Origin of the sequence: Autumnicola patrickiae, assembly GCF_031846525.1 — a bacterium.
GTDB lineage: Bacteria > Bacteroidota > Bacteroidia > Flavobacteriales > Flavobacteriaceae > Autumnicola > Autumnicola patrickiae.
This window is the reverse complement of record NZ_JAVRHM010000023.1, coordinates 38,830-59,351: the sequence shown is the minus strand read 5'-3', so window position 1 is coordinate 59,351 and position 20,522 is coordinate 38,830. Positions and strand designations below refer to the sequence as shown.

General features: G+C 42.4%; 18 protein-coding genes. All 18 read right to left on the bottom strand.

The genetic code is table 11. From position 1 onward, the window contains the following. Positions 1 to 871, bottom strand: an 871-nt coding sequence (locus tag RM549_RS16400) for a cytochrome P450 family protein (protein ID WP_311686770.1), incomplete at its 3' end; no start/stop codon positions are given. Positions 872 to 982: 111 nt separating this feature from the next. After that, positions 983 to 2,386 carry a dihydrolipoyl dehydrogenase gene (gene lpdA, locus RM549_RS16395; protein WP_311686768.1) on the bottom strand — a complete coding sequence of 468 codons (1,404 nt, stop codon included), beginning with the start codon at positions 2,384 to 2,386 and terminating at the stop codon, positions 983 to 985. Positions 2,387 to 2,532: 146 nt separating this feature from the next. After that, positions 2,533 to 2,709, bottom strand: a complete 177-nt coding sequence (locus RM549_RS16390; protein WP_311686766.1) for a hypothetical protein — start codon at positions 2,707 to 2,709, stop codon at positions 2,533 to 2,535. 78 nt (positions 2,710 to 2,787) lie between these two features. Next, positions 2,788 to 3,153, bottom strand: coding sequence for a SpoIIAA family protein (locus RM549_RS16385; RefSeq protein ID WP_311500660.1), 366 nt, complete (start codon positions 3,151 to 3,153; stop codon positions 2,788 to 2,790). A gap of 241 nt (positions 3,154 to 3,394) precedes the next feature. Then, entirely contained in the window at positions 3,395 to 4,759 is a 1,365-nt protein-coding gene (nhaA, locus tag RM549_RS16380; protein ID WP_311500661.1) for a Na+/H+ antiporter NhaA, read from the bottom strand. Continuing rightward, the gene (locus RM549_RS16375) at positions 4,744 to 4,911 is read right to left on the bottom strand and encodes a SpoIIAA family protein (protein WP_311500662.1); all 168 of its coding nucleotides are present in this window, start codon (positions 4,909 to 4,911) and stop codon (positions 4,744 to 4,746) included. The genes nhaA and RM549_RS16375 overlap by 16 nt, the downstream gene beginning before the upstream one ends. Positions 4,912 to 4,976: 65 nt before the next feature. Next, on the bottom strand, positions 4,977 to 5,798 hold the full coding sequence (locus RM549_RS16370) for a universal stress protein (RefSeq protein WP_311500663.1): 822 nt from the start codon (positions 5,796 to 5,798) through the stop codon (positions 4,977 to 4,979). A 56-nt stretch (positions 5,799 to 5,854) separates the two neighbouring features. Next, positions 5,855 to 6,211 carry a SpoIIAA family protein gene (locus tag RM549_RS16365; RefSeq protein WP_311500664.1) on the bottom strand — a complete coding sequence of 119 codons (357 nt, stop codon included), beginning with the start codon at positions 6,209 to 6,211 and terminating at the stop codon, positions 5,855 to 5,857. Between the two features lie 10 nt (positions 6,212 to 6,221). Then, complete coding sequence (gene rpe, locus RM549_RS16360; RefSeq protein ID WP_311500665.1) at positions 6,222 to 6,917, bottom strand: ribulose-phosphate 3-epimerase; 696 nt, start codon at positions 6,915 to 6,917, stop codon at positions 6,222 to 6,224. A gap of 70 nt (positions 6,918 to 6,987) precedes the next feature. Continuing rightward, positions 6,988 to 7,440: an OsmC family protein gene (locus RM549_RS16355; protein WP_311500666.1), complete on the bottom strand. Its 453-nt coding sequence runs from the start codon at positions 7,438 to 7,440 to the stop codon at positions 6,988 to 6,990. A 268-nt stretch (positions 7,441 to 7,708) separates the two neighbouring features. Beyond that, positions 7,709 to 8,053 (bottom strand): four-helix bundle copper-binding protein, encoded by a 345-nt coding sequence (locus RM549_RS16350; RefSeq protein ID WP_311500667.1) that lies wholly within the window; start codon positions 8,051 to 8,053, stop codon positions 7,709 to 7,711. Positions 8,054 to 8,223: 170 nt separating this feature from the next. After that, positions 8,224 to 10,704, bottom strand: coding sequence for a heavy metal translocating P-type ATPase (locus RM549_RS16345; RefSeq protein WP_311500668.1), 2,481 nt, complete (start codon positions 10,702 to 10,704; stop codon positions 8,224 to 8,226). A 29-nt stretch (positions 10,705 to 10,733) separates the two neighbouring features. Next, positions 10,734 to 11,504 carry an AlbA family DNA-binding domain-containing protein gene (locus RM549_RS16340; RefSeq protein ID WP_311686762.1) on the bottom strand — a complete coding sequence of 257 codons (771 nt, stop codon included), beginning with the start codon at positions 11,502 to 11,504 and terminating at the stop codon, positions 10,734 to 10,736. 185 nt (positions 11,505 to 11,689) lie between these two features. Then, the gene (locus RM549_RS16335; RefSeq protein ID WP_266069679.1) at positions 11,690 to 13,720 is read right to left on the bottom strand and encodes a heavy metal translocating P-type ATPase; all 2,031 of its coding nucleotides are present in this window, start codon (positions 13,718 to 13,720) and stop codon (positions 11,690 to 11,692) included. 76 nt (positions 13,721 to 13,796) lie between these two features. Continuing rightward, positions 13,797 to 14,225 carry a Fur family transcriptional regulator gene (locus RM549_RS16330; RefSeq protein WP_311686760.1) on the bottom strand — a complete coding sequence of 143 codons (429 nt, stop codon included), beginning with the start codon at positions 14,223 to 14,225 and terminating at the stop codon, positions 13,797 to 13,799. A gap of 98 nt (positions 14,226 to 14,323) precedes the next feature. Next, positions 14,324 to 14,659, bottom strand: a complete 336-nt coding sequence (locus RM549_RS16325) for a P-II family nitrogen regulator (RefSeq protein WP_168025987.1) — start codon at positions 14,657 to 14,659, stop codon at positions 14,324 to 14,326. A gap of 88 nt (positions 14,660 to 14,747) precedes the next feature. Continuing rightward, positions 14,748 to 15,989, bottom strand: coding sequence for an efflux RND transporter periplasmic adaptor subunit (locus tag RM549_RS16320; RefSeq protein WP_168025988.1), 1,242 nt, complete (start codon positions 15,987 to 15,989; stop codon positions 14,748 to 14,750). Positions 15,990 to 16,019: 30 nt separating this feature from the next. Beyond that, the gene (locus RM549_RS16315) at positions 16,020 to 20,495 is read right to left on the bottom strand and encodes a CusA/CzcA family heavy metal efflux RND transporter (protein ID WP_168025989.1); all 4,476 of its coding nucleotides are present in this window, start codon (positions 20,493 to 20,495) and stop codon (positions 16,020 to 16,022) included. Between the last annotated feature and the right edge of the window lie 27 nt (positions 20,496 to 20,522).

Genomic DNA, 20,522 nt, shown 5'->3' with positions numbered 1-20,522 from the left:
TTGGGGTGAATGGATAAAACCTTCGTACTTCCTGTACCAGCATTTCTGTAAGGTTGTCTTTCCCTGTCTGTATTTCTTTTTTGTATTGTGGATATTGATGTAAAGCAAGGGCAGTAAAAGTAATGTAGGTGGCTATGGCTACGGTGGGCCTTAATACATTTATCAGCTCTACTGCTGCTACTTGTGTGTTCAATAATTTACCATCAAGCTCAGGGTGAAAAGCAATTGTGTGGACGGCAGTACCCTTTTCTACATGAATTTTACCGTTACGGATTTCTTTAATAAGGTTACCAATCCACTTTTCAGCTCTTTTTCGAGCCTGCTTTCCTCTCCAGTGCCTTAGACCGATGGCTCCGAAGGCATCTACCATAGCTCCAAAATCCCTGGCCCTTTGTTGCACTTCTTCTTCCCGCAGCGGCACTCCCGACCACGAACAGACGGCACGACAGAGTAGCTCCTGTGCTTCGTTAAATAATATTATTTGCTCTTCATTCTCCCATTTGCCAATGTATGTTTCCCAGTAGCTTTTTTGAATTTCCAGGAACCCCCGAAGGCTATCCGGTTTCATCAAAGACATAAACATTTCTTTTCTTTGCCTGTGTGCTGAATTATCCAGTGTCTGGACGCCCTTCTGGCCGAATAATGTTTTTTGCACTCTTTTAGGAGTAGCACCTTTGCGCTGAAACTTTTCATTATCGTAGAAAACCTCCGCGGCTTCTTTTCCACTCATGCAGATCGTTTTCTTTAACATCAAGCGGGTTCTAAAAATATCAGTCCCAAGCTTTTGACGCTTTTTCTGAATAAATTCATAGCCGTCACGAAGTAGTATCAAACTACTATCGAAATTTTTGTCTTTTGGAATAGTTGTCATGTTCTTTACATCTTTAAATAATTATATTTCATTTTTTAGATCCCCTAACTTAAACCTTATGAAAATGATTAAAAACTGCCTAATCCGATTTTACAATTAAATTAAAGGTCATTAAATATGCAACGCTCTGTCTTCGGTGGCTGCCAGACAGGCCTCTTTAAAGGTTTCTGAAAAAGTTGGGTGCCCGTGCGACATTCTCGCAATGTCTTCGGCAGATGCCCTGTATTCCATTGCTACCACCGCTTCAGTATAGCTGTCTGCAATGCGTGGGCCTATCATATGCACTCCCAATATCTCATCGGTTTTTTTATCTGCGATTACTTTTATAAAGCCATCGGTGTCCATACTTATTTTTGCCCTTGCGTTGGCCTTAAAAGGAAAGGAGCCTGTTTTGATACTTCTTCCTGCTTCTTTCAGTTCTTCTTCAGTGGATCCTACCCCGGCCACTTCAGGTTGGGTATAAATGATATTGGGGATAAGGGAATAGTTGATATGTGGCTTTTGGCCAACAATTCTTTCGGCTACAAAAACGCCCTCTTCACTGGCCTTATGGGCAAGCATTGCCCCATGGATTACGTCCCCTATAGCATAAACCCCTTTGACATTGGTTTCAAGGTTCTCATTTACCTTTACCTCTCCTTTCTCATTGGTTTTCACGCCAATATTTTCAAGGCCTAAATTGGTGGTGTACGGTTTCCGGCCAATGGCCATAAGGCAATAGTCGCCTTCTAAATTCATTTCTTTTTTATCGGACAGGTTTTCCGCTTTCAATTCCACTTTGTTATCTGTTGCTGTTGCATCAGTTACCTTATGTTGTAAATAAAATTCAATTCCCTGTTTTCTTAGGGAACGGTGCAATTGATGTCCCAGTGCGCCATCCATAGAGGCAATAAGGCTATCAAAATATTCCACAATAGACACCTTAGAGCCCAGGCGGGCGAAAACAGAACCTATCTCAACCCCGATAACGCCGCCGCCAACGACCATTAAATGCCTGGGGATTTCCTGTAAGGCAAGGGCTTCGGTGGAAGAGATTATCCTTTTCTTATCGATTTCAATATTGGGCAGTGAAGCGGGTTTGGACCCTGTGGCAATGATGATTTTATCGGTTGCTATGGTTTCCATTTTGTCTTCGCCCTTAATTTCAATCGTGTTTTTGTCCTTGATGGTGCCGTGGCCTTCATAAACGGTAACCTTGTTCTTTTTCATCAGATACCCAACGCCATTGATGATTTCCTGTACCACATCCTGAACCCTTTGGTTCATTTTCAGGATATCGACATTGGCTTCTTTTACATCAATCCCAAATTTTTCGAATTGATGTTTCAGTTTGTAGTAATGCTCAGAGGCTTCCAGCCAGGCTTTTGATGGGATGCAGCCTACATTGAGACAGGTGCCGCCAAGCGTGCTATACCTTTCTATAATGGCTACTTTTAATCCTAATTGAGCGCAACGGATGGCACTTACATATCCGCCCGGGCCAGATCCTATAATAGTTACATCAAATTTTTCCATATTTTAAAGTTTAAGTTTTTATTTAGCATTTTTTACGACAAATCATCTATTGGACCTACTTTAATGTAAGGAGGCCTTTGCCTTAGCATTTCACCATACTTTCTGATAGATTTTACGGTAACAGCTTTTGGAATTTGTTTTAGATCTCAACCTTCCAGATCATAAAACCATTCTTCCGACTGTTTAATGGCTTCGGTTATTGCTTCTTTTTCTGTAAATTTCCCTTCTTTCATAAGCTCGTTGGCTATTTCAAGGGCCTTCTCCCTAACAGTTGGGTTCAGGGAATCCAGGTCTGTCTTAAAATCTTCAAATGTCCAGTCCATAGTTACTTCTTTTTGTTAAACAATTTTTTCCTGTTTATTGACAGTTTCCCATCTTAAGAGGGCATTTTTTGCTGTAAGCTACTCCTTTACTAAACCAATCCAGGCTTTGGCCGTATCCTTTTCATTTATGTCAAAGTATTTTATTTGAGAGCCTGAAAAGAAATTTAAAACCTTTGTAGTTTTTTCCTGCCATTTTTTATCCCCAACAATAGCCATATTACCGTAGTCGGAAATATGTGCAGCATCTATTTTTAGATCTACCCACAATCCTTCCAAATCGTATCCGTAGAAATCGTGCAGTTCAAAATAAAAATCCACTTTATTATTTTTAGCAATAATTTCATCGATAAGCGGATGCAAATTTTCCACCTCCTCTTTTGAAAGCTTACCGCTCACTTCCACGGCAATGAGGTTGTCCCTATTTGAATTTAAAAGGTTTATCATATACTTTATATGCTTGTCAGGTAAAAAACCTAATAAGCAAAATTGAATTATAATTGTCACGTCGAGCGCAGTCGAGACGTTTTTGTTTATTTTGATTTATACCTCGGCCCTCTCCAGCTATAGCAATTCCCATATCACTCAATGTTGCCGTTGTTGCATTTATTAATTCATTTTGAAGTTCCTAAGTATCCAACTCCTTCCTGTTTTTGGTTTGACTATCCTCCGGCTTTCACAGAATACCTTAAACAACTTCTCCCAGCTCCTGTTGCTTGACGCTCCGGGTCTTCCCCAGACGAAGCACAAGGACACCGGCTATGGCTGCTATAAGTGAAGCGAGCAGGATGCTTATTTTCGCTACCTGAACAAGGTTTTGATCTGCAAATGCCAGGTTTGTGATAAACAGTGACATTGTAAACCCGATACCGGCTATAAGTCCCGTACCTATTATATGCCTCCAACTGAGACCTACCGGTAATTGAGCGAAGCCCATTTTTACGCCCAGATATGAGAAGGCGGTAATGCCGCAAACTTTCCCCAGCACCAATCCTGTTAAAATCCCGAGACCCAGGGAACTAGACAGCACTTCTGAAATTCCAAGACTGAGTTCTACACCTGCATTGGCTAACGCAAAGACAGGAATGATAAAGAAGGCATTGATACCGGTAAGCGCATTTTCCAGCCGCAGTAGGGGAGGGTGGGTGTGTTTGGTGTCACTTCGGATTGTTTCCAGAATATTCTGTTGCTTCTTATCAGTGAGCAGATGGGTATTTACCAGGTCGGTTTTTTCCAACTCCTGCACATGGGATTTTGTCCGTTGCCTATAGTCCTCATTTTGTATCTTAGGTTTTATGGGAATAGTCAGGGAAAACAACACCCCGGCCAGGGTGGGATGTATGCCGGAGTCAAGGAAAGCCAGCCATAATACAATACCCAGTAAAATATACAAAGACAGGTGTTTTATCCCTGCCCTGTTCAGTATTGCTAAAACAAGCAGAGCCCCTCCTGCAATGAGCAGGTTCATCCAGGCTATTTGACTGCTGTAAAAAATGGCAATGACCAGAATCGCACCGATATCATCGGCAATGGCCAAAGCTACCAAGAATATCTTTAACTGCACAGGCACCCGTTTTCCTAAAAGGCCCAGTATTCCAAGAGAATAGGCAATATCAGTAGCCATGGGAATACCCCAACCTTTGACAGTAGGCATGTTAAGGTTGAACAGGAAAAAAAGTATAGCCGGTACAAGCATACCACCAAGGGCAGCAAATATAGGCATGGAAGCTTTTTTAAAATCAGATAACTCTCCTACCATTACTTCTCTTTTCAATTCGAGACCGGCCACCAAAAAGAAGATCACCATCAGCCCGTCATTAATCCATTCTTCCACCGAAAGGGAAATTTCCAGGTGCTCCGGTGCTCCTATAACAATTTCATCACTCAGGTAATGGTGGTATATATCGGCCACATCGGTATTGGCCAACACCAAAGCGACCAAAGTAGCCAAAATGAGCAGAAGACCGCCTGAGGTTTCCCGGTCAAGAAACTTTCGGGCAGTTTCCCTCATGTAACTTACAGGGGTAGATTTCTTTTTTACTTCTTTATCCATTTTTGTCCTTCGCTTGCATGGTTTATTTCAAAAAATTTTACTTCGGCAGATGTAGAAGGTTTCATCAAATCTGTCATCCAATTTTCCCATTTTTCATCCCCTACCATGGCCACTTTTTCAAATTTGTTGGCATATTGTACATCAAATTTCAAAAGTTGTCAAAAGGCTTGTGGGTTTTATAAAATCTGGTATATTTTATTAAAAGTTAACTCTACCATTATTTTAGAATAAGTACAGGAACTTCTGATTTGAAAATCATTTTTCTTCTTAGACCCAGTTCAGTTAGTTTTTCTATAAAGTCATGTTTCCTGTAAAGTAGCGCCAAAATATCTATTGCATTATCTTTCAAAAAACCGGTTATTCTATCTTCAGTTTTCCCTTCGTAAAAAAGGTGAACAGAAACATTCTCCAGATTAAAAAACTCCTTATAATAGTTTCTAATCTCCTGTTCATTAATAATTTCATCTTTACTCTTAGAAAAATGAAATATAAAGAGGCGAGGGTTAAATGCCCTTAATAGATCAGCCAGCACCTTTAGTTCCCTATCAGGTCTCAGGTTATCTGAATCCAGCGCCAGGCAAATTCTTTTTAAACCAAAATTTTCTAAATCTTCCGGTACAACCAGTACAGGGCAGGGTACTTCCTTACTTAATTTCTCACTTGTGGTTCCTGCAAAATAACCTTCTACCTCACCTGCACCTTCTGTCCCCATAATTATTAAACTTGCTTTTTCTTCTGTTGCTAGTTGATAAATAATACCTGAAATTCTTCCTGAGGCTACCATACTCTTATATTTTATTGTCGCGAGACGTGGAAAATTTTCGAGAAATTCCAGCATTTTTTCTTTGTATAATTTCTGATAAGAACTAAAGTTGTCGGGTACCGGATAAACTATAGCCCCATATCCGGCATATTGATAACCTTCAGAATAGGCATGAACAAAGATAATTTCTGAATTTAAAGATTCGGCCACCTTTGTGGCATACTCAACTCCAATTTTGGAACTTTGACTAAAATCAATCGGAACTATTATTTTCATGATTTTTAATTTTAATTATACATGCAGTTTTTCAATTAAATGTTTAAATAAAAGCTTTATTGTTTAATCCACTTTTTGGCAATTTCCTTTTCCTCTAAGTCAAAAAATTTTACTTCGGCAGAGGTAAAAGGTTTCATCAAATCTGTCATCCATTTTTCCCATTTTTTATCCCCTATCATGGCCACTTTTTCAAAATCGTTGGCATGTTGGACATCGAATTTCAAATCTTTCCAAAAGGCTTTTGGTGTCCATCCTTCAAAACCTTCCATTTCAAAATACCAGCGGATTTTTTTATATTTTTCCACTATGTTGTTCAGCAGGGGCAATAGCTTATCGTAATCGGCTTCGGTCAAATTTTCCGTTGCTCTTGTGGCTATTAAATTCCCTTCTGTTTGTCCTAATATTTGTAGCATAACTCCTTTTTTAATTATTATTTAATTTATTCCGTTTTGTAACATTAATTTCAATGGGTTTTTTAAGCTCCTGAATTGCCCTAAGAGGATCATCGGAATTGAAAATACTACTTCCTGCTACAACAGCATCAGCTCCTGAATTCAAAATTTCCTTCACGTTATTCCTGTTAACCCCGCCATCTACTTCAATAAAGGCCTTTGCATCTTTTCTTTGTATAAATTGCTTTAATTCCTTTATTTTTTCCAGTGTTTCGGGAATAAAACCTTGTCCGCCAAAACCCGGATTTACAGCCATTAGGCAAACTGTATCTAAATCTTTGATGACGTATTCCAGGCTTCCTAAAGAGGTATGCGGATTTAAAGCTACCCCTGCTTTACAGCCCAGGCTTTTTATTTGTTGCACCACGCTGTGCAAATGAAGGCAGGCCTCAGCGTGCACAGTAATTTGGTCTATTCCATATTTAGAAAAAACTTCCAGATACCTTTCAGGCTCAACAATCATCAAGTGCAGCTCGATAGGTTTCATAGAGTGCTGCTCAATAGCTTCTAAAACAGGTGTCCCAAAGGAGATATTTGGAACAAACATACCATCCATCACATCCACGTGCAGCCAGTCTGCTTCACTTCTATTAATAATTTCGAGGGTTTTGCCCAGGTGGGCAAAATCTGTCGAAAGAATGGAAGGAGCAACCATAAAATTTTTCATAGAAGTTATGTTTTATTGCCTATTTTGGTATTTAAATTAAACCTTACACACTAAATTTACCTGAAGGAAATTATAAAACAGGTTCCACTACAACCTCTGTTATTACAGAGTTGGAGATAAAACATTCAGCATGTGCTTTATGGTGCATTTTTTCCATTTCTTCTTCATCAGGTATATGTTCACCCGAGAATTCTACTTTGGGCCGTAAAAAAACCCTGGTCACAGCCTGTTTACCATCCTTGTTTTTCTCAACCACAGCAACGGTTTCATCTTTGTAACTCTTTATAATATACTTTTTAAAGGAGGCAATAGCCAGAAAAGTCAATAAGTGACAGCTGGAGAGGGAAGCAGCGAAAGCCTCTTCAGGATTGACAAATTCAGCTTTCCCCAAATACTCCGGAGCTGCAGATGCAGTGATTTCAGAGCCTCCTCCAAAAATCCATTGATGGGTACGTGTATAATTCTTATAGGAGAAATCCTCGGAATCGGGATTCCATTCTAGTTTAACTTTAAATTCTGACATTATTCTCTTGTTTTAAATTATAAAATCTACTTTAGATAGTCTTTTGTTCTATTAGTTATATTCATTGATTTTAAATAATTGTGCCTGGAAAGGAAACCCGGGTTAACTAATACAAAAAGTTCTTAATTTTCTTTAGAGAACTTCCTCATAGTATATTTCTAGTTTTAAATTTGGTTCGCCCTCTATTTCTCTTGTAACACTTCATTTTTTGTTTTTTTACTTTAAGGAAAATATGCGATGCTATAAACACCGCATACCTTTCATTACATTAGCTTAACTGCACATCACCGTGATGATTATGGCATGCTTCCGCACATTCATTACAGGCTTGAGCACATTTCTTACAATGCTCATGATCGTGTTTTGCACATTCTTCAGCACACATCCTGCAAGCTTTTTCACAGATCAAAAGATATTCATGCGCAAGGGCAGAATTTCTCTGTAGCAACCTAGCTGCTTGTATACAAATGTCAGCACAGTCAATGTCCAACGGAATGCATCTTTGCATCATTCCGGTTTCTTCTTCTGCTAAGCTTTGAGCAGCACAGTTTTCACAAGCTAAAGCACAGTTTAGCAAGGTTTGAACGAGTTGTTCATGATTTTCATTTTTCATAATTAAATAGATTTAAATTATATGTAGAACTATTTCTACTAAGGTTTATAATATTTATCCTTTTTCAGCATTATTTTTCATTTTTGAAACCAAATCAAATGCTCCCAATTCCCACTTGCTACGCCGATAAGGGCGGATAATTCCCAAGAATTTCTTCACTAAGCCATCTTTTATTTCTTATAAGCCAATAATCTCAAGGCGTTTCCAACCACTAATAAAGTGGATCCTTCGTGAACAAGTACTGCTATCCCGATGTTGGCAAAGCCAAATATGGTGGCGGGAATTAATAAAGCTACAATTCCCAGGCTTACCCAAAGGTTTTGTTTTATGATAGCTTTGGCTTTCCGGCTCAAACCTATTGCAAAAGGCAGGGTTTCCAGTTTATCTGCCATCAGGGCTATATCGGCGGTTTCCAGGGCCACATCAGATCCTGCTGCCCCCATTGCAATACCCACGGTACTATGTGCCATAGCGGGAGCATCATTCACTCCATCGCCCACCATGGCTACTTTATCCTCCTGTTTCTTTAATTTTTTGATAGCATCTACCTTTTCCTCGGGAAGCAGGCTCCCCCAGGCATCGGTAAGATCAATTTCTTTGGCCACCGCATCAGCCACTTTTTGGTTATCCCCGGTGAGCATGATCATACGTTTAATACCGATTTTTTTAAGCTCCTCCAAGGTTGCTTTAGCTTCTTCCCGAGGAGTGTCCATAAGGGAAATAATTCCAATATACTCCTCATTCCTGCGTATCAACATTGTCGTGTTCCCTGCGGCTTCCTGTTCCCTTACTTTTTCTACGGTTTCTTCTGAAGGCTTTTGATCATCGAGCGCTTCAAAGAGCTCCAAATTCCCCATATACACCTTATCTTCCCCGAGGCTGGCTTTTATGCCTTTTCCTAAAACAGCTTCCATATTACTTGCTTCCGGAAATTGTATGTTTCCCAAGCGTTCTTTTCCGTCCCGTACCACTGCTTTTGCAAGGGGGTGGTCGCTTAAAGCCTCTACAGCTACAGCTGTTTTTAGCAGTTCCTCTTCACTTACGTCCGTTAATGTGATAACTTTGGTGAGCTTTGGTTTGCCTTCAGTAAGGGTACCGGTTTTGTCAAAAGCAATAGCGGTGAGCACGCCAAGATCTTCCAGGGGCCGCCCCCCCTTTATCAGAACCCCACCCCTGGCTGCGCGGGCTACTCCGCTAAGTACAGCACTGGGTGTGGAAATGGCCAGGGCACAGGGACTGGCAGCCACTAAAACCGCCATTGCCCTATAGAAACTCTCGCTAAAGGGTTCATCGAGGACAAGGAAGGCGAAATTCAGCAAAACCACCAGGGCCAAAACCGATGGCACAAAATATTTTTCAAACTTATCAGTCAATAATTGGGTAGGTGATTTCTGTGTCTGGGCTTCATTCACCAATGTCACCAGTCTTGACAGTGTAGAATCCTGAGAGGTTTTTATCACCTTTACTTCCAGGGTACTATTGCCGTTGATGGTTCCCGCAAATACACGGTGTTCATCTTTTATTTCGCTTTCTTTTGAATAATCTTTGTCAGGATCGGGTACGGGGGACTTATCCACAGGGACGCTCTCGCCGGTGATGGGTGCCTGGTTCACACTACTATTGCCATTAACAACAACACCATCGGCAGAAATTTTGGTGTTGGATCTCACTACAACAATATCACCTACCTGAAGCTCTTCAATTTTTACTTCCTGCGTCTTTCCATCTCGTTTTATTAGGGCAGTTTTAGGGGCAAGGTCTGCCAGGGCTGCAATGGATTTTCTAGCCTTGTTCATGGCGTAATTTTCGAGCGCATGGCCCAGGCTAAAAAGGAAGAGGAGCAAAGCCCCTTCTGCCCATTCTCCCAGAACGGCTGCCCCAATTGCCGCGACCAGCATAAGGAAATCAATTTCGAAACCTCCTTTGGCAACCGTTTCAATGGCTTCTTTTGCCGTGTAATAGCCCCCAAAGAAATAGGCGCCTATGTACAAGGCCAGACTTACCCATTCCGGCACAGTTTCCAGGTAGGAAAGGCCAAAACCGGTGCCCAATAAAACCCCGCAAATAATGGAAAAGTACATCTCAGTATTTTTTCCTAAGATACCCCCGTGGTCATGGGCGTGGCCTTCATCTTTAAGCTCTGCCTCCTCGTGGGAATGTTTATGGGTTTCAGCCGTTTCAGGAGGCATTTTTTCATTCTTTTTGGCGGTTTTGATTTTCAGGCCTTCGTTCCTCAGGATTTGATTAAAATCTTTTTCATCGGTTTTAGCCTTTATAAATTCCAGCCTTACGATTCCCGATTCGGATACCGAGGCTTCCATTATCTCCTCTAATCCTCTTAACCCTTTTTCGATTTTCCTTGCATGTCTTGCATGTCGAATTCCCTCAACCTCGAGCAGGCTATGTCCAAATTCATTGGTCAATGATGCCCCTGCCTGTTTTGCGAGTTTTCTAATATGGGCAATGGAAATAATGTCGGGATCGTAATGAAAACAAAGCTGAGGGGTATCATCCTCTTTTTCAGAAGCAATATGTACCTTTTCAATACCTTCCCTGTTTTGCAGGTGATCCATTAGCCTCTGCACACATTGATCGTTCTCATCGGGAATTTCCGGCAGTAGTATTGGCAGTTTTACTTGCGTTTTTTTCATTTTTTCTATCGGTTTTTAATTTTCGCTCTCTAATTGTACAATGCCTTTCCTTTTCCTATATAGGCCAATGCCTCAGGAATATCCAGTTCGCGTGTGCCATTTCCGGTACGGATAAAAAAATGGGACCGATCTTCGTAATTGAGGAATACCGGTGTTTTTGAGGATTGTATGTTTAAATGGTAAATGTCCCTTCCTTTAAATTCGTGAAAAGTTACTTTTATCAAAGGACAAAAGCGGGTGCCCAATGTAACGGAGACCAATTGCATAATATACTGCTCAAATCCGTCCCTGCCAGGCTTCTTCAAGGTTTGGTAATCTTCCTGAAGTCCTAAAATATGGCCTTCATCATCAATGCCAATCAACAGGTTGCCACCTTTACAATTTATAAAGCCGGCTATGGTTTTTGCCACTACGACTTCCAGGGCTTTATTTATTTTTGACTGCCGTAAATCGCAGCGAAGTGTAGATTTAAACTCTACTTCACTGGTTTCGCCCTTAGCTATAAGTGCTTCTATAATATCTGTTTCATTCTTCAATTTGTCAAGCTGAAAGATTTTTTTCCTGGTGTAAAACATCAATGCCAGGCTGATGCCCAAACAACCAAAAAGGAGGTTCTTCAAAATCTGGTCAAAATCCCCGAAACCGGCAATTTGTACAAAAACAATTTCCAGGATATTCCACCAACTGCCCTGGTCGCCCTGATTGTCATACAAAAAAAGGGAAATCCCAAGGGGCTGAACAATAAATACCCCCATCACAAAGCCCACAATAACAGTAAAGAAAAACCCCTTGTTGTTCATCAGACAATTATTTTATTAAATCATATTCAATGGTATTGGACGTTCAATATTTTTGTACCTCACCTTTAGTACTTTTTTTGTTCCCCTTAAGCAATTGCTGAACGATTGTGCATTATCAATTTATTCTTCGGTATTTGTTCTTTACAACCCGCACCTTCTAACCCCCTACACTTTTGGCTTTCAATTTAGGCAAACTCCTTTTCCGTTTTTGTTTCCCTTTTAGGGAAAGGCGCTACAGTTTTATCTAAAATTTTTGTTTCAGAAGTTTCCTTTGTACGGAAATCAATTTTCTGAATTCGCATGGCATTTAATATGGCCAGCAGGGTAACGCCCACATCGGCAAATACCGCTTCCCACATGCTTGCCATTCCAAAAGCCCCCAGGGCCAACACCAAAAATTTTACCCCAAAGGCCAGGCCTATGTTTTGCCAAACAATCCGGTTTGTTGCTTTGCTTATTTTTATAGCGGTAGCGATTTTTGAAGGCTGGTCGTTTTGTACCACCACATCTGCGGTTTCGATAGCGGCATCAGAGCCCAAACCACCCATGGCCATGCCAATGTCGGCAAGTGTGATAACAGGCGCGTCATTGATCCCGTCACCAATAAAAGCCAACATAGCCGATCCTTTTTTTAACCTTTCGACTTCTTTGATCTTTCCTTCGGGCAGCAAACCTCCAATGGCCAAATCCAGCCCAAGCTCCCGGGCCAGTTTCTGCACTACCCTCTCTTTATCGCCGGAGAGCATGACGATGTTTTTCACCCCTAGCTGGCGCAATTCATCTACGGCCAATTTCGCATCTTCTTTGATCTCATCGGCAATGGTAATAAAACCACAATACTTTTCGTTGATGGCCATTACTATCGTTGTTTCCACAAAATCGTCTATTTCCGGATCATAGGGAATATTGAATTTCTTTAACAGCTTAGTGTTTCCAGCCAATATGTTAAACCCTTCTACCTGTCCTTTCATCCCCATGCCTGAAATCTCTTCTGCATGCTCCACCTGGGCCGTTTTATAGCCCAAAGAGACCCAATAGGAGGTCACTGCCCTGGCTACCGGATGGTTGGAGCTGCTCTCGAGGCCTGCCACCAGGTTCAAAATCAACTCCCGGTCAAATTCAAAGGTCCTGATGTGCTGCACTTCAAATATCCCTTTGGTAAGGGTGCCGGTCTTGTCCATCACCACGGTGTCCACCTTCCGCATCTGGTCCAGGTAATTGGAACCTTTAAAGAGAATGCCATTGCGGGAAGCCGCGCCAATACCGCCAAAATATCCCAAAGGAATGGAAATCATCAGGGCACAGGGGCAGGATATCACCAAAAATACCAGGGCCCGGTAAAGCCATTCCCCAAAAATATAGGTTTCCACAAAAAAGTACGGAAGCAAAGTAATGGCCGTGGCTAGCAAAACCACAATGGGGGTATAAACTTTGGCAAAACGGGTGATAAAACGTTGGGTTTTTGCCTTTCGGGAAGCCGCTTCCCGTACCATTTCCAAAATTTTTGAGAGCTTGCTGTCCTCAAAACGGCTGGTAACTTTTATGGTGCCCAGGTCTTCCAAATTCACCATTCCGGCCAAAACCTGTTCCCCCTTGTATTTACGGTCTGGTGCGGGTTCACCAGTAAGTGCCGCAGTGTTGAAAGTGGCCTTTTCAGAAATCAAGATTCCATCAATGGCTACCTTCTCTCCCGGTTTTACCTGGATAATACTGCCAACCGCTACCGTGGACGGGTGCACGATTTTTATGGTTCCGTCTGCTTCCACTACAGCCACCTCCTCGGCCTGGATTTTCAACAAACTTTCAATGGATTTTTTTGCCTTGTTTACCGCGGCCCCCTGGAACAATTCGCCCACGGCATAAAAAAGCATTACCGCCACCCCCTCGGCATACTCGCCCAGCAAAAAAGCGCCTATGGTGGCAATGCCCATCAGGAAAAATTCGCTAAAGATATTTCCTTTCCTTATTTGCCTGATGGCTTTCCACAATACGGGCCCGCCCACGGGAAGATACGCCAGTCCAAAAAGGACAAATTGGAAAGGTGCCGTAAACCAGTTAGAAGCCACAACTTCTTTTAAGACAATACCCACGGCCAAAAGGAGAAAACCGGTAATTGCCAAACCGTACTCCCCATAGGTTTGTAAAAAACCACTTTTAGTTGTATTGGAGGATATCCCCCCATTTGAACATGCACCGCTACCGCAACAATCGCTCATAATATTTTTCTTTTAAATCTTCAAAAACAGCTTATTCCAAAGATATATTTAAAAACCTGCAATGAAATTGCATTTTTCAGCCTGAACATTTGCCGCAAACCCCTTTTACCAATAACGTTGTCTCCACCGGCACAAAGTGTTCCGGCAAGGGCACTTCGGGGACTTTTGATTTGGGCAGGCAAAAGGTTTCCCGGCAGTTTTGGCAATAAAAATGCACGTGCATATCTTTGGGGGCGCACTCACAACCTTCTTTGCACAATGCATATTTGGTTGTTCCGTTCCCGTCCACTATACTGTGTATCAAACCTTTTTCCTCAAAAGTTTTTAGCGTGCGGTACAAGGTAATCCTGTCGGCCTTTTCGAAGACCGATTCCAAATCCTGCAAACCTATCGCGGCTTTTTGCTTTTGAAGGGTTTTGAGGACCAACAAGCGCATGGCCGTTGTCCTTACTTTTTTTGCAGTCAGTAATTCTTCGAGTTCCTTTATTTTAAATTTGTTTTTCACATTAACGCCGTAAATTATGCCTGAAAAGGAAATCCCATTAGTAAGACAAACAGTTAGAACTTCCTTTACAGGACTTATTTTATTGTTGTTGCTCCCCGTCAATCAAATTTCTTTATGGATTTTCCCGTCTTTATTTGAAACGCATCTTCAATATCTGAAACATAAATAATTCCGTCGCCAGGATCCGTTGTCTTTCCATTTTCGACTATGATGTCTATTGCTTTTCGTGCTTCTTCATTTTGGCACACCAGTTCCAGTTTCACTACGGGACTATCTGTAATGCGAAAATCAAGGGAGGGGCTGGCACCTTTGGCTTTGAATGCACCGGTCCCTTCCCCTTGCGAAAGGGTCATGCTATTAAAGCCACTATCACTAAGGGCTTCAACTACTTTTTGTACTCTTTTTGGTTTTATAAATGCTTTTATTTCTTTCATCGCTATAGTTTGTATTAAGGATGAACCCTCTGGGTTAACTAATTAAGACAAACATTATACAGAGAGCCCATCCATTTAAGTTTTTAATTTAATGACCGTGAGAAGTCTGGCTCTTCTTCATTTCTGCTATCAAATAATAAGCATTGTTCCACGCCACCTTTGCACCTTCAGGTAAAGGTTGCAATAATTTAATTTCCACCCATCCTTCATTTTCTTCTCCTGTCACCACTTCCACCGGCTTAAAAGACCACTCGGTTTCCCCGTCCTCCTCGTGCTCTTCAGCAATAAAGATGTAGGATTTGTCTTCTTCCTCAATAATTGCTTCTTTCGGTAAGGCTGTTACTTCTGTTCCTGTGCCCGTAACGATCCTGCCGTTGATGTACATGCCCGGTACCAGGTTTTCTGAATCTTCCTGTATCTCTGCATGCACGTGGACAGCCCTGGGATTCTGTTCAAATTTCTTGCCGATAGAATAAATTTCAGCAGTATAAGTCTGGCCGGGCACTGATTCCATTTGTAACAGGACCTTTTGTCCCTCCTTGACTTTATATACATCTTTGGCAAAGACCATTAAATCTGCATGCACATGTTCGGCGTTGATCACTTCGAATAGCTCGGTTTGGGGATCAACATATTGTCCTACCTGCACACTTACATCTTCAATGCTCCCTTTTATTGGACTGACTACAGGAACATTCTCGACAATATTTCCTTCTCGTATGCCAGCAACATTAAGGTTTAACTGCCTGAGCTGTGATTCAAACCCTTGAACCTCTGCCTGCACAACACGATAATCGGCCTGTGCCTGTTGAAAAAGTTTGCCTGAACCTACTTCTTGTTCATAAAGCCTTTGTTGACGATTAAATTCTTGCTCCAGGTTCTGCAAACGGCTGTAAGCTGTCATATAATCGGTTTGTAACCTGGTGAGGTTAGGATGGGATAGATATGCCAGTACCTTACCTTTGCTTACTTGATCCCCCTCAATGACCTCAATAGAAGTTATATTGGCTCCTATAAAAGCAGTTACTGTAGCTTCATATTGTGGTGGGACTTCCAGTTGTCCGGTAGCTTCTACTATATCGGAAATGGGCCTTGTGGGCAGGGTGTCCACTTTTATTTCCAAACTGTTGAACTTGAGACTGGAAAGATGCACTTCACCCATTCCTCCTCCTTCTTCTCCTTCTTCATGACCTCCTTCTTCTTCTGCAGAATGTTCTTCCTGAGCTTCAGGGGACGCTTCTTCCGTACCTTTGCCTTCTCCGCCATTGCAGGCTGAAAGAAAGCTTACCGTAATGAGCAATGTGAACAGTTTTATAATGTGCTTTTTCATTTTTATATCTTTGTCTATTAATTAATTATCTTATTCTGAAGTATTTATATAATATTCGAGTTGGGAGCGGCTATCAAGATAGCTGCCCAATGCCTGCCAGGCATTCACTTCTATGCGTACGGCATCGCGTATGTTTTGCAGGAAAGTCACATAGTCAATTGCTCCTTCCCGATAAGCGATGATGGCCCCTGCCCGCTGTTCTCTGGCCAAGGGTAGCGCTTCTTCCTGATAGTATGTCCAGGAATTAAGCCACTTCAGGTATTCTTCGCGTGCCTCAGCATAAGCTGTCTTTAGCTCAAACTGCGTCTGCTGTAAATTAGCTTCAGCTATTTCGCGGTTTATTTTTGCTGATTGTGTTCTGCCCAATTCAGGTCCAAAGAACAAAGGAATGCTGATCCCTACCTGATATTGATAAAAGCCGGTTTGGCCGTCAATTTTCTGCCTGCCGTACTGCGCCTGAAATTTCGGAAGAAACTGCGATCGCCTCTCCCTTAGGGTTGCATCAGCCACCTCTATCCTTTGTTCATACACATTGAGCAGGGGATGGTTCCCAAGGGGTTGCAGTAATCCGCTAATGGGCTCATCAAACTGATCGGCAGGAACATTAGGTACCGTGTAAAGTGTGTCACTGGCAAACCACAGGTTGAATCGCTGCAAGGCTCCAAGATAATCCCTATAGGCCTGCTCTTTTTGTATTTCAACTTCATTGCCCTGGTTTACCGTAGCCAGGTATTCAAGTCTCGAGATTGTCTCTGTTTCCAACCTGATCTGTGCAGCTCTCTCAATATCGGTAAAGGCTGAATCCAGACTGTATAAGGTCTCATACTCATTTTTAGCAGCATATACCGACGCCCAGGCCTGACTTACCTCCAGTTCTACTTCAAGAATGGAAAGATCAAGGGCTTCTTCTGCCAGGGCCACCCTTTCCTTCTGCAACTTCAGGCGTGGCGCAATACCAAAGATGTCGATATTCTGTTGCTGAACCCCAATTTGTGTATAGACACCAAGATCAGCATTACTCGAACCACCGCTAATTTCTTCTGCGCCGGTGAATATCTGGGTATTACCAAGGTCCCAGGCCGTTTTCTTTAAAGCCTGCTGACTTTCTATCTCCAGGGCAGCAGCTCTTATTCTCGGAAAAGCCTCTATTGCCCGTTCCTTGGCCTCTTCTAACGAGAGGACTGGCAAAGAATCCTGTTGGACAATTATTTCAGCCTGAGCCGGAGAATTTTTCTGTGAAGAACTGTTTTCCTGTGCCTCTGCAGGGGTGCTAAATCCTAAGAGGCTTCCGACAGAAAGCAATGCCACCACTATTGCAGGGGCTGGTGCAAAGCCATTATTGTTATTACTATTTCTTCTGTTTTTCATATTTTCTATTAAAGTATAAAGGACTGGCAACACCACAAGGGTGAGAAGGGTAGCTGTAAGCATACCTCCAATAACCACGGTTGCTAAAGGGCGCTGCACCTCTGCACCGGCCGAAGAAGAAAATGCCATTGGCATAAATCCTAAAATATCTGTTACCGCTGTAAGCATGATCGGCCTGATTCGTTCTTTCGTACCCATAAAAATCCGGTCTTTGATACTGGTTACGCCTTCTTCTTTTAATGAATTAAAGCGATTCACCAGGACCAGACCGTTAAGTACTGCCACTCCAAAGAGCACGATAAAGCCTACACCTGCAGAGATACTAAAGGGCATGTCCCGGAGCCACAGGGCGAAAACACCCCCAATGGCCGCTAATGGAATGGCCATATAAATCATGATAGACTGCGAGAATGAGCCCAGGGCAAAATACAGCAGCACGAATATCAGCAAGAGAGCGATAGGCACCACAATAATCAGGCGGTCTTTGGCATTTTGAAGGTTCTCAAACTCACCGCCATAAGAAATGTAGTAACCTGGAGGTAAATCCAGTTCGGCACCCAGTTTTGCCTGAATATCATTCACAACCGACTCTACGTCACGGCCCCTCACATTTACCCCAACGTATGTTCTGCGATAGGTGTCGTCTCTGGAAATTTGCATTGGCCCGGGAACAAAGCTGATATCAGCTACTTCATTAATCGGGACTTGGGTACCATTAGGCAGATCAATGTATAAAGTCCGTATATCTTCAATACTCTGTCGGTGCTCTTCATCAAAGCGCACTACCAGGTCGAAACGTCTTTCTCCTTCAAAAACCACTCCTGCCACTCCACCTGCAAAAGCGGTATTTATATATTCATTTATTTTTTCGATTTCCAGCCCGTACTGTGCTAACTTGTCACGATTGTAGCGTACCGTCATTTGTGGGAGACCAGAAGTTCTCTCTGCATTTACATCTCCTGTTCCGGGTACAGTTTGAATAATCTCTGCCATTTCCTGAACCTTAGTGGATAGAACTTCCAAATCCTCGCCATAGAGTTTTACCGCAATATCTTCTCTTACCCCTTCCAATAGCTCATTAAACCTTAGCTCTATAGGTTGGGTAAAAACAAGGTTGACACCTGTGAGGTTTTTATTGAGTAGGTCCTGGATTTGTTCAATGAGTTCCTCTTTTGTGTCAGCAGAAACCCATTTGTCCCTGTCTTTTTCGAGTATGATGTACATATCTGCTATATCCATCGGCATGGGATCAGTAGGAATATCGGCCACCCCAATTCGGGCTGTTGCTGTCTCTATTTCCGGGAAGTTGTCCAAAAGTAAGGTCTCAATTTTTTTAGAGACTTCAATAGATTCATTTAATGAACTACCTGGACGGATTAAAGCTTGCATGGCAATGTCCCCTTCATCCAGCTGCGGAATAAATTCTCCCCCCATCGCGGAAAAAACATAGCCTGCAGCCCCCAATAAAACAATAGATCCTATGATCACCGCAGCTTTGAGGCGGAGGGAAGCTTTTAAGAGCGGAAGGTAAGCACGGTGAATGCCACCAATGATTTTATCACTGACTCTTTCCAGCCAGCGTTCTAACTTGCCATACCAGTTTTTCTTGTTTTCAATCGGCTTCATAAACAATGCCGTCATCATAGGAACGTAGGTAAGGCACAAGATAATGGCACCTATCATTGCAAAACCAAAAGTATAGGCCATTGGCTTGAACATTTTGCCTTCCACTCCTGTTAGGAACAAGATGGGTGTAAACACAATAAGGATGATAACCTGGCCGAAAAATGCCGACCCCATCATAGTGCTTCCGGAATCGTAAGCGACCTCATCCATGACCGCCTGATTAAATTTGACTTTTCCGGCTTTGATCCTTTTATGGATTTCATAAACGGCACCTTCTATAATAATAACCGCCCCATCAATAATTATCCCGAAGTCAATGGCCCCCAGGCTCATTAAATTTGCCCAAACCCCAAACTGCTTCATCAGGATGAAGGCAAAGAGCAAGGACAGCGGAATGGTAGTGGCTGTAATGAGGCCCCCACGCAAACTCCCCAATAGGAATACCAATGCAAAGATTACGATTAAAGCACCTTCCAACAGGTTTTTAGTCACGGTATCGGTTGTTCTTCCAATAAGGGCGCTTTGGTCAATGATGGGCCTTATTTCAAGTCCTTCCGGCAAGGATTCTTCTACCTCCGCCATCCTTTCCTGGACCCTCTGTATTACCGCATTGGGGTTTGAGCCCCTCAGCATCATAATAATACCGCCCACAGCTTCCTCTCCATCCTGAGTAAAAGCACCATAACGCACCTGACTTCCGAAACTCACTTTTTCGGCAATATTTCCAACTGTAACAGGAATCCCGTTTTCATTGGTAACCACTATTTTCCTGATGTCATCTAAAGACTGGATCAGGCCTTCTCCCCGAATGAAGTTGGACATTCTGTTCCTTTCAATGTAGGCTCCCCCGGTATTTACATTGTTCCGGGCCAGGGCCTCGTAAACCTGGGAGATGCTTACATCCAGCGCATTTAATTTCTCAGGACTAATAGCTACTTCGTACTGTTTGATGTATCCTCCAAAGGAATTCACTTCTACAACACCTTCAAGGAGTGTCAGCTGTCTCTTAATAATCCAGTCCTGAATACTTCGGAGCTCCGTAGGAGTATACTCCTCTTCATAATCTGGTTGTGGCTGGATGGTATATTCATAAATCTGTCCCAGCCCGGTGGAAATAGGCCCCATAGTTGGGCTACCAAAGTTTTCGGGAATGGTTTCCTGCAGCTCTGTCAATTTTTCCTGAACCAGCTGCCGGGGCAAATAAGTTCCCATGTCATCTTCAAAGACGATGGTTACCACGGATAGTCCAAAGCGGGAAACAGATCGTAATTCAGTCACCCCGGGGAGATTACCCATTGCCAGTTCGACCGGATAAGTGACAAACTGTTCAATATCTTCAGTACCTAAGCTGGGAGATTGGGTAATCACCTGTACCTGGTTATTTGTAATATCAGGAACTGAACCCAGGTTCACGGTCATCATCGACCATATTCCGGCTCCTATAAGTGCCAATGTTAGCAGTCCTACTATAAACTTGTTGTTTATAGAGAATGCTATAATTTTGTTAATCATTAATAATAGAATTTAATTCAACGTAAA

Excerpts from the sequence above, each read along its gene's own strand:
- lpdA (WP_311686768.1), bottom strand. The coding sequence starts at position 2,386 with ATGGAAAAATTTGATGTAACTATTATAGGATCTGGCCCGGGCGGATAT.
- RM549_RS16390 (WP_311686766.1), bottom strand. The coding sequence starts at position 2,709 with ATGGACTGGACATTTGAAGATTTTAAGACAGACCTGGATTCCCTGAAC.
- RM549_RS16385 (WP_311500660.1), bottom strand. The coding sequence starts at position 3,153 with ATGATAAACCTTTTAAATTCAAATAGGGACAACCTCATTGCCGTGGAA.
- nhaA (WP_311500661.1), bottom strand. The coding sequence starts at position 4,759 with ATGGATAAAGAAGTAAAAAAGAAATCTACCCCTGTAAGTTACATGAGG.
- RM549_RS16370 (WP_311500663.1), bottom strand. The coding sequence starts at position 5,798 with ATGAAAATAATAGTTCCGATTGATTTTAGTCAAAGTTCCAAAATTGGA.
- RM549_RS16365 (WP_311500664.1), bottom strand. The coding sequence starts at position 6,211 with ATGCTACAAATATTAGGACAAACAGAAGGGAATTTAATAGCCACAAGA.
- rpe (WP_311500665.1), bottom strand. The coding sequence starts at position 6,917 with ATGAAAAATTTTATGGTTGCTCCTTCCATTCTTTCGACAGATTTTGCC.
- RM549_RS16355 (WP_311500666.1), bottom strand. The coding sequence starts at position 7,440 with ATGTCAGAATTTAAAGTTAAACTAGAATGGAATCCCGATTCCGAGGAT.
- RM549_RS16350 (WP_311500667.1), bottom strand. The coding sequence starts at position 8,053 with ATGAAAAATGAAAATCATGAACAACTCGTTCAAACCTTGCTAAACTGT.
- RM549_RS16345 (WP_311500668.1), bottom strand. The coding sequence starts at position 10,704 with ATGAAAAAAACGCAAGTAAAACTGCCAATACTACTGCCGGAAATTCCC.
- RM549_RS16340 (WP_311686762.1), bottom strand. The coding sequence starts at position 11,504 with ATGAACAACAAGGGGTTTTTCTTTACTGTTATTGTGGGCTTTGTGATG.
- RM549_RS16335 (WP_266069679.1), bottom strand. The coding sequence starts at position 13,720 with ATGAGCGATTGTTGCGGTAGCGGTGCATGTTCAAATGGGGGGATATCC.
- RM549_RS16325 (WP_168025987.1), bottom strand. The coding sequence starts at position 14,659 with ATGAAAGAAATAAAAGCATTTATAAAACCAAAAAGAGTACAAAAAGTA.
- RM549_RS16320 (WP_168025988.1), bottom strand. The coding sequence starts at position 15,989 with ATGAAAAAGCACATTATAAAACTGTTCACATTGCTCATTACGGTAAGC.
- RM549_RS16315 (WP_168025989.1), bottom strand. The coding sequence starts at position 20,495 with ATGATTAACAAAATTATAGCATTCTCTATAAACAACAAGTTTATAGTA.